Here is a 9,713-nt window from a genome sequence, read left to right as displayed (position 1 = left end):
GCCCGGTTACATTTCGAACCCGGAAGCTAAGCCTTACAGCGCCGATGGTACTGCAGGGGGGACCCTGTGGGAGAGTAGGACGCCGCCGAACAATTATTCAGGGTTGGTCCCGGAACTTAGGTTCCGGGACCAACCCTTTTTTGTTTCACGTCACTTGAAGTTCACGTTGCGCAACGACCATCCACAGCATGGGTACTGCTGCAATGCTCAGGGCCGCCGGTGTCGGACTCGGTGACGAGGTCGTCGTGCCGGCCTTCGGGAACGTCGAGATCGCCGAGGCCGTCGCCATGGCCGGAGCGCTGCCGGTGTTCGCCGACATAGATCCGGTCACCTACTGCCTCGACGCGTCCGCCGTGGAGGCGGCGACAACTCCGCGTACCGCGGCCGTCGTTGTCGTACACCGCTTCGGACGGCCCGCCGACATCGCGCGGTTGCACGCCGTCGGTCAGCGGCACGGACTTCTGGTGCTGGAGCAGGGCGAGTCCGAGGCGCCGTACGACGAGATCGCGCAGCGCCGGGAGCGGGCCGCCTATCTCGACGCGAAGTTGCGGGGTGTGCGCCCGCCCGACGGCGGTGACGGGCACACCTACCAGCAGTACGTGGTGCGGGTGCCGGGAAACGGGCGACCGGACCGGGACGCCTTCGCACGAGCCTTGCGGGCGCGCGGAGTTGAGTGCCGGGTGCCGGTGAAGACGCCGGTGCACCGGCTGCCGGAATTCCGGCGGTGCGTGTCCTTGCCGGAGACCGAGCGGGCCGCGGACGAGACCCTCGCACTGCCCGTGGACGCCGCGCTGACGAAGCGGGACATGCAGCGCGTCGTGGGCGCGTGCAACGCGCTGGGTGGGCTGCTCCAGCCGGCCTTCTGAGCGTGGTTGGGAGCACCCGAGTGTTCGGGGTATGATCTATTCCGTTGCCGCGGGGGATACCCCGAGAAGGCGACAGGCCCCCTTAGCTCAGTCGGCAGAGCGTCTCCATGGTAAGGAGAAGGTCAACGGTTCGATTCCGTTAGGGGGCTCCGACAAAAAGAACCCCCGCCCTTTCGGGCGGGGGTTCTTTTCGTTTTCAGTCCTTCTGGAGGCCCGGGACCCGCATCGCCAGGATGGCCATGTCGTCGGACGGGGCGTCCGACGCGAAGCGCTCGACGGCGCGCATGATCCGTGCGGCGACCGCGCCCGCCGTCAGGCCCGTACACGTCGTGAGGACGTCGGTGAGGCCGTCGTCGCCCAGCATGCGCGTGCCCTCGCGGCGCTCCGTGACGCCGTCCGTGACGCACAGCAGGACGTCACCGGGGTCGAGGGTGACCGTCTCCTCGTACAGATCGAGGTCCTCCATGACGCCCAGCAGCGGCTGGGGCTCGGCGGCCGGCTCGACCGTGCCGTCCTGGCGGAGGCGGAGCGGCAGGGGATGGCCGGCGCAGACCACCTTCAACTCCGCGCTGCCGTCCTCCTGGGGCCGCAACTCGCCGTAGAGGAGGGTCAGGAAGCGGCTGCGGGCTCCCTCGTCGAGGATCGCGGAGTTCAGGCGCTCCAGGACCGCCGGGCCGCTCAGGCCCTCTCTGGCGAGCAGCCGCAGGGCGTGGCGGGCCAGACCCGTGACGGCCGCCGCGTTGGGGCCCGTACCGCAGACGTCGCCGATGGCGAAGCCGTAGGCGCCGTCGCTGATCGGGAAGAGGTCGTAGAAGTCGCCGCCGACCTCGTTGCCCTCGCCGGCCGCGCGGTAGATGACCTCGACCTCGACGCCGTCGATCTCGGGAAGCTCGGGCGGCAGGAGGCTGCGCTGGAGGGACTGGCTGATGGCCGTGCGCTCCGAGTACAGGCGGGCGTTGTCCAGCGCCAGGGCGGCCCTTCGGCTCAAGTCCTCGGCCAGTTCCAGGATTTCCTGGCGGAAGTGTTCGTCGGTGGGCTTGCCGAGCGTCAGCATGCCGATGACGCGGTTGCGGGCCACCAGCGGCAGGACGACCGTCTCGCCGCCCACGGCGGACGCCGTGGCGAGCGTGGGGCCGATCCCGGAGGCGACCTGGCGGGTGGGGCCGCCGGACAGGCCGAGGCTGCGCATGGAGCTGCGCAGGGCCGCCTGGTGGGCGACCTCGCCGGGGGCGGACCAGACGCGCGCGCCCGGGGTCGGTACCGGGTCCGGAGGGGAGATCTTGGAGAGCAACGACTTGATGCCGTCGATGAGTTCCTCGTCCTCGTGCAGGACGTACGACAGGTACGGCTCGGACGCCTGGTCCGCGATCGTGTACACGGCGCACCAGGTGGCCAGCGTGGGGACCGTCATCTGGGCCATCAGGGCCAGGGTCTGGTCGCGGTCCAGGGTGCCGGCCAGCAGGTCGGAGGCCTCCACCAGGAAGCTGAGCGAGCCCCTGCGCAGCCGCTCCAGCTCGCCCAGGCGCGCCGACTCGACGGCCAGTGCGATGCGGTCGGCCGCGAACTGCAGGCGCAGTGCCTCTTCGTTGGAGTATCTGCCCGGGGACTCCGCCGCGACGCCCAGGGAGCCGGTCAGGCGGCCCTCGACCTTCAGGGGCACCGTGACGACCGAGCGCATGCCCGTGCCGCTCAGCAGCGGTACGGCGCCCGGGACGGCCGCCAGGTCGTCGTGGACCGCCGGCATGCGGGCCGAGCCGTAGCGGCCGGGGCCCGCCTCGACGGGCACGCGCGCGAAGCGCTGCCGGGCGGAGGGCAGGCCGGTCGAGGCGCGGACCTCCAGCTCCGTCTCGTCGTCGGTCGCGAGGAGCAGGAAGGCCGAGTCGGCGTCGAGCATGTCGCGGGCGCGCTCGACGGTGCGCTGCAGGAGGCCGTCGAGGTCGTCGGGGGCGGGGGAGCCGATGAACACCTCGAAGGGGTCGGTGCTCTGGCCCTCGGCGTTGGTGACGGAGTCGGAGGCGGGACCGCGCAGCGGTGTCTGCAGGACGGCCCGTTCGTGGTCGCGGACGAGGAGGCAGACGGTGGAGGGTTCACCGCCCGTGTCGCGGACGCGGAGGTGGGAGGCGTAGACCGGGGTCACCCGGCCGTTGGCGCCTCTTATGCCGTAGCTGCCCTCCCAGCGGGAGAGCTGGAGCGCTTCCGCGATGCCCGTGCTGGTGCCGGGGGTGTGCGGCCAGGCGGCGAGATCGGTGAGGGGCTTTCCGATCACCTGTTCGGCCGGGTAGCCGAATAGCTCCTCCGCGTCCTCGTTCCACGACGTGATGGAGCCGGTGCGGTCGATCTGGACGACCGCCACGCGGACTCTGCCGTCGGCGAGCGGGAGGAGGTCGGCGGGGAGCGAGGGGCCCGCCGCGCGCGTGCCCACGGCGCGCTCGGGGAGGTCGAGCTGGAACCAGACCTGCTTGTGGGTGGGCGTGTACTCCACGCCCCAGCGGCCGGCCAGCGCCGCGCACAGCTGGAGTCCGCGCCCGCCCTCGCGGTCGGGGCTGCCCATGTTGACCGGGGAGCCCTGGAGGGGGATCTCGCGTTCCGGGTAGCGGTCGGCGACCTCGACCCGTACGCCTTCGTCGGTGCGCAGGCACAGGACGTCGGCGGAGGTGCCGGCGTGCACCACCGCGTTCGTCACCAGCTCGCTGGTGAGGACGACGGCGTCGTCGACGATGTCGGCGAAGCCCCAGCCCTGCAAGGTGTCGCGGACGAAGGAGCGGGCGGTCGCTACGGATCGCCCGACGGGCTCGAAGCTGGCGGCCGCGCGCGCGGTGATCACAGAACTCCTCGGCCTGTTGTCGACGTGCAGGGCTCCGTGGCCGACCGGCTCGCCCCGCTGATGCGGCATGCGTGTGCCCGTCGGCCGCTCCGGGGGCTGTCCCCCGGGGATCAGTCCGGTGGTCATGGTGTCCGGCCGTCCCTCCGATGCCCGCTCGTTCTCGTACCACCGCCCAGGCCGGACGGACCGGCGCGGCTGGACAGCCGCATGCAAGGTTACTTACCTTCGACGGCCGTGCGGATGCCGGTCTGCAGTGTTTCCGCCCAGAGGGTGTGCGGACGATGTGCGAAGCTGCCGAACTGTTATGGCCGGGTTCGGCCGGGGTGAAACACTGGGCAAGCTTCTTGTGAAGGTCCGGGCAGGCCGAGTGACTTCTGTATGCAGCGGGCAGCAGCCCGAGGTGCGGCCTGGTATATCCGGCAGGAATACGTAGCAGTAACGGGTACCGCGAGCAGTAGTGGCGGAGCACAGCAGTAACGGTCGACCCCTGCGGGAGGGACACAGTGGAGTCTGGCGCAGCGACGCGGGGCACTAAGACGCGCGCGAAAGGCGGACAGTCCCTGGACAACCAGCGCAAACCACGCGGTGGCACCACCGAGGTGGACACGGCGGCCCTGAACCGACTGCTGGCAGCGCTCGTGACGATGCGTGACGGGAACTTCCGGAAACGGCTGACCGTCTCCGGCGACGGCGTGATGTCGGAGATCGCCGCCGTCTTCAACGAGGTGGCCGACCGCAATCTGCATCTGACGGGCGAGCTGTCCCGGGTGCGGCGCATGGTGGGCCGCGAGGGCAAGCTCACCGAGCGTCTGGAGACGGGTGCCTACGAGGGTTCCTGGGCGGCCGCCATCGAGGCCTCCAACGCCCTCGTGGACGACCTCGTACGGCCCGTCTCCGAGGTCGGCCGGGTGCTGTCCGCGGTGGCCGAGGGCGATCTGTCGCCCCGGATGGAGCTGCGCACCCAGGCACCGGACGGGACGGGACATCCGCTGCGCGGCGAGTTCCTGAAGGTCGGGCGGACGGTGAACAACCTCGTCGACCAGCTGTCGACGTTCACCGACGAGGTCACGCGCGTGGCCAGCGAGGTGGGCACCGAGGGCAAGCTGGGCGGCCAGGCACGCGTGCGTGGCATGTCGGGTTCGTGGAAGGACCTCACGGACTCCGTCAACACGATGGCGTACCGGCTGACGGCCCAGGTGCGGGACATCGCCCTGGTGACGACGGCGGTGGCCAAGGGCGATCTGTCGCGCAAGGTCACCGTTCACGTCGCCGGCGAGATGCTGGAGCTGAAGAACACCGTCAACACGATGGTGGACCAGCTGTCGTCGTTCTCCTCCGAGGTGACCCGCGTCGCGCGCGAGGTGGGCACGGAGGGCGAGCTCGGCGGCCAGGCGCAGGTGCCCGGTGTGGCCGGCGTGTGGAAGGACCTCACCGATTCGGTGAACCTCATGGCCGGCAACCTGACGGCCCAGGTGCGCGGTATCTCGCAGGTCACCACCGCGGTCGCCAACGGCGACCTGTCGCAGAAGGTGACCGTCTCGGCGCGCGGCGAGGTCGCGCAGCTCGCGGACACGATCAACCAGATGACCGAGACGCTGCGGATCTTCGCGGACGAGGTCACGCGCGTGGCCAACGAGGTCGGTGCCGCGGGGCAGCTGGGCGGGCAGGCGAACGTGCCCGGCGCGGCCGGTACCTGGAAGGACCTCACCGACTCCGTCAACACGGTCTTCCGGAACCTCACCATCCAGGTGCGGGACATCGCCGCGGTGACCACGGCCGTGGCCAACGGCGACCTGTCGCAGAAGGTCACCGTCAATGTGGCCGGCGAGATGCTGGAGCTGAAGAACACCGTCAACGGGATGGTGGACCAGCTGCAGTCCTTCGGTTCCGAGGTCACGCGCGTGGCGCGGGAGGTCGGTGTCGAGGGTGAGCTGGGCGGCCAGGCGCAGGTGCCGGGCGCGGCCGGTACCTGGAAGGACCTGACCGACTCGGTCAACACCGCGTTCCGCAACCTCACCGGCCAGGTGCGCAACATCGCCCAGGTGACGACGGCCGTGGCCAACGGCGACCTGTCCCAGAAGGTCACCGTGGACGTCTCCGGCGAGATGCTCCAGCTGAAGAACACCGTGAACACGATGGTGGACCAGCTGTCGTCCTTCGCCGACCAGGTGACGCGGATGGCCCGGGACGTGGGCACCGAGGGCCGGCTGGGCGGTCAGGCGGTCGTACCGGGTGTGGCCGGTACGTGGAAGGAGCTCACCGACTCCGTCAACGGAATGGCGGGGAACCTTACGGCCCAGGTGCGCAACATCGCCCAGGTGACCACCGCGGTCGCCCAGGGTGACCTGTCCCAGAAGATCGACGTCGATGCGCGTGGCGAGATTCTGGAGCTGAAGAACACCATCAACACGATGGTCGACCAGCTCTCCGGGTTCGCGGATCAGGTGACCCGGGTGGCCCGCGAGGTGGGCACGGAGGGCCGCCTCGGCGGTCAGGCGCAGGTGCCCGGCGTGGCCGGCGTGTGGCGGGACCTGACCGACTCCGTGAACGGCATGGCGGGCAACCTCACCGCCCAGGTGCGCAACATCGCCCAGGTCGCCACCGCGGTGGCCCGCGGTGACCTGTCCCAGAAGATCACCGTGGACGCGCGCGGGGAGATCCTGGAGCTGAAGAACACGCTGAACACGATGGTCGACCAGCTGTCGTCGTTCGCGGAGGAGGTCACCAGGGTGGCCCGCGAGGTGGGCACGGAGGGCCAGCTCGGCGGTCAGGCCGAGGTGCAGGGTGTCTCCGGCACCTGGAAGGACCTCACCCAGTCGGTGAACTTCATGGCGAACAACCTGACCATCCAGGTGCGCCAGATCGCCGAGGTCACGACGGCGGTCGCCAAGGGCGACCTGTCCAAGAAGATCACCGTCGACGCCAAGGGCGAGATCCTCGAACTCGTCACGACCGTCAACACGATGGTCGACCAGCTGTCCTCCTTCGCCGAGCAGGTGACCCGGGTGGCCCGTGAGGTGGGCACCGAGGGCATCCTGGGCGGCCAGGCGCACGTGCCGGGGGTCACGGGCATCTGGAAGGACCTCAGCGGCAATGTGAACCTGATGGCCAAGAACCTGACCATGCAGGTGCGCAACATCTCCCAGGTGGCCAACGCGGTCGCCAACGGCGACCTGACGCGGACGGTGACGATCGAGGCGCGCGGCGAGGTCGCGCAGCTCGCCGACACCTTCAACACCATGGTGAAGACGCTGAGCTCGTTCGCCGACCAGGTCACCAAGGTGGCCCGCGAGGTGGGCACGGACGGCATCCTCGGCGGCCAGGCGCACGTACCGGGCGTGGCCGGCACGTGGAAGGACCTGACCGAGTCCGTGAACCAGATGGCGTCCAACCTGACCGGTCAGGTGCGCAACATCGCCATGGTCACCACGGCCATCGCCAAGGGCGACCTGACCAAGAAGATCGACATCGACGCCCGGGGCGAGATCCTGGAGCTGAAGACGACGATCAACACGATGGTCGACCAGCTGTCGTCCTTCGCGGAGGAGGTCACCCGCGTCGCCCGCGAGGTGGGCACCGAGGGTCAGCTGGGTGGTCAGGCACGCGTGCGTGATGTCGACGGCACCTGGCGCGACCTCACCGAGTCGGTGAACGAGATGGCCGGGAACCTCACCCGGCAGGTGCGTGCCATCGCGCGCGTGGCCACCGCGGTGACCCGGGGCGACCTGAACCTGAAGATCGACGTCGACGCGTCCGGCGAGATCCAGGAACTGCAGGACTACATCAACAAGATGATCGCCAACCTGCGCGACACCACGATCGCCAACAAGGAGCAGGACTGGCTCAAGGGCAACCTGGCCCGTATCTCCGCGCTGATGCAGGGCCGACGCGACCTGCAGGACGTCGCCTCGCTGATCATGAGCGAGCTGACGCCGGTGGTCTCCGCCCAGCACGGCGCGTTCTTCCTGACGATGCCGCTGATGGACGGCCAGGACCTGAGCGCCGACGCCGAGGACCAGTACGAGCTGCGGATGCTCGGTTCGTACGGCTACTCGATGGGCTCCATGCCGACGTCGTTCCGGCCCGGCGAGGCGCTGATCGGGACGGCCGCCCAGGAGAAGCGCACGATCCTGGTGGAGAACGCGCCCAGCGGCTACCTGAAGATCTCCTCCGGCCTCGGCGAGGCACCGCCCGCGCAGGTGATCGTCCTGCCGGTGCTGTTCGAGGGGAAGGTGCTCGGCGTCATCGAGCTGGCCTCCTTCACGCCGTTCACGCAGATCCAGAAGGACTTCCTCAACCAGATCGCCGAGATGATCGCGACCAGCGTCAACACCATCTCGGTCAACACCAAGACCGAGCAGCTGCTGAAGCAGTCGCAGGAGCTCACCGAGCAACTGCGGGAGCGGTCGGCCGAGTTGGAGAACCGGCAGAAGGCGCTGCAGGCGTCCAACGCCGAACTGGAGGAGAAGGCCGAGCTGCTGGCCCAGCAGAACCGCGACATCGAGGTGAAGAACACCGAGATCGAGGAGGCGCGGCAGGTCCTGGAGGAGCGCGCCGAGCAGCTCGCCGTGTCGATGCGCTACAAGAGCGAGTTCCTGGCCAACATGTCTCACGAGCTGCGGACGCCGCTGAACTCGCTGCTGATCCTGGCCAAGCTGCTCGCCGACAACGCGGACGCCAACCTCACGCCGAAGCAGGTCGAGTTCGCCGAGACCATCCACGGGGCCGGATCCGACCTGCTGCAGCTGATCAACGACATCCTGGACCTGTCGAAGGTCGAGGCGGGCAAGATGGACGTCTCCCCGACACGCATCGCGCTCGTCCAGCTCGTCGACTACGTGGAGGCCACCTTCCGGCCGCTGACCGCGGAGAAGGGCCTGGACCTGTCTGTACGGGTCTCGCCGGAGCTGCCGGCCACCCTGCACACCGACGAGCAGCGTCTCCTCCAGGTGCTGCGGAACCTGCTGTCGAACGCCGTGAAGTTCACCGACTCCGGCTCCGTGGAGCTGGTGATCCGGCCGGCCGGCGCGGACGTGCCCATGGCGATCCGGGAGCAACTGCTGGAGACCGGCTCGCTCAGCAATCCGGACGCCGGCCTGATCGCCTTCTCGGTGACCGACACCGGCATCGGCATCGCGGCCAGCAAGATGCGGGTGATCTTCGAGGCGTTCAAGCAGGCCGACGGCACCACCAGCCGCAAGTACGGCGGTACGGGCCTGGGGCTGTCGATCTCGCGGGAGATCGCCCAGCTGCTCGGCGGAGAGATCCACGCGCAGAGCGAACCGGGGCGCGGTTCGACCTTCACGCTCTATTTGCCCCTGCATCCGAGCGAACTGCCTCCGCAGGGCTACCAGCAGCCCGTGGCGCCCCTCGGGGCGAGCGATCTGGTGGCCGCGTCGGACCTCTCCCAGCTCTCCGACGTGGAGATCGAGACGCCGGCCGAGGTGAAGTCGTACCAGCAGGCCCAGAACGGCGCCGCTGCGCTGTTCAGGCGCCGCCGCAGGCACGCGCTCGACGCCGGCCAGAGCTCGGTGTCCGGCGAGCAGTGGCCGGCCGACGAGCAGGCCGCGCAGCCGCAGGTGCACCGGGGCATCCGCTTCGGCGGGCAGAAGGTGCTGATCGTCGACGACGACATCCGTAACGTGTTCGCGCTGACCAGCGTCCTGGAGCAGCACGGTCTGTCGGTGCTGTACGCCGAGAACGGCCGCGAGGGCATCGAGGTCCTGGAGCAGCACGACGACGTCGCGGTCGTCCTGATGGACATCATGATGCCCGAGATGGACGGGTACGCGACGACCTCCGCGATCCGTCGGATGCCCCAGTTCGCGGGCCTGCCGATCATCGCGCTGACGGCGAAGGCGATGAAGGGCGACCGGGAGAAGGCGATCGAGTCGGGCGCCTCCGACTACGTGACCAAGCCGGTCGACCCCGATCACCTGCTGACGGTGATGGAGCAGTGGATGCGGGGGGAGTGACGAGAATCATCGACGTTCACACGGAGTTGCTGACTCAGTGTGGCCGAC

3 protein-coding genes, 1 tRNA gene and 1 rRNA gene are annotated in these 9,713 nt (G+C 69.3%); 4 read left to right on the top strand and 1 reads right to left on the bottom strand.

Annotation, left to right across the window (positions count from 1 at the left end):
- From rrf to ACIGDI_RS30095, 3 genes are all read left to right on the top strand, one after another.
- A 5S ribosomal RNA gene (gene rrf, locus ACIGDI_RS30105) occupies positions 1-91 on the top strand; the annotation flags it as partial.
- A 112-nt stretch (positions 92-203) separates the two neighbouring features.
- On the top strand, positions 204-866 hold the full coding sequence (locus tag ACIGDI_RS30100) for a DegT/DnrJ/EryC1/StrS family aminotransferase (protein WP_399903096.1): 663 nt from the start codon (positions 204-206) through the stop codon (positions 864-866).
- A gap of 76 nt (positions 867-942) precedes the next feature.
- A tRNA-Thr gene (locus tag ACIGDI_RS30095) sits at positions 943-1,015 on the top strand.
- A gap of 47 nt (positions 1,016-1,062) precedes the next feature.
- On the opposite strand, the gene ACIGDI_RS30090 is transcribed toward ACIGDI_RS30095, so the two are convergent.
- Positions 1,063-3,816 carry a SpoIIE family protein phosphatase gene (locus tag ACIGDI_RS30090; RefSeq protein ID WP_399903074.1) on the bottom strand — a complete coding sequence of 918 codons (2,754 nt, stop codon included), beginning with the start codon at positions 3,814-3,816 and terminating at the stop codon, positions 1,063-1,065.
- A 377-nt stretch (positions 3,817-4,193) separates the two neighbouring features.
- Here ACIGDI_RS30090 and ACIGDI_RS30085 point away from each other — a divergent pair, with 377 nt between their 5' ends.
- Positions 4,194-9,665 carry a HAMP domain-containing protein gene (locus tag ACIGDI_RS30085; protein WP_399903071.1) on the top strand — a complete coding sequence of 1,824 codons (5,472 nt, stop codon included), beginning with the start codon at positions 4,194-4,196 and terminating at the stop codon, positions 9,663-9,665.
- Positions 9,666-9,713 lie beyond the last annotated feature (48 nt).

It is taken from the genome of Streptomyces sp. NPDC085900 (genome assembly GCF_044540925.1).
In the GTDB taxonomy this organism is placed as follows: domain Bacteria; phylum Actinomycetota; class Actinomycetes; order Streptomycetales; family Streptomycetaceae; genus Streptomyces; species Streptomyces gilvifuscus.
This window is presented reverse-complemented; position numbering and strand designations above follow the sequence as displayed.

Coding starts and splice junctions, on each gene's coding strand:
- ACIGDI_RS30100 (WP_399903096.1), top strand. CDS start 204: ATGCTCAGGGCCGCCGGTGTCGGACTCGGTGACGAGGTCGTCGTGCCG.
- ACIGDI_RS30090 (WP_399903074.1), bottom strand. CDS start 3,816: ATGACCACCGGACTGATCCCCGGGGGACAGCCCCCGGAGCGGCCGACG.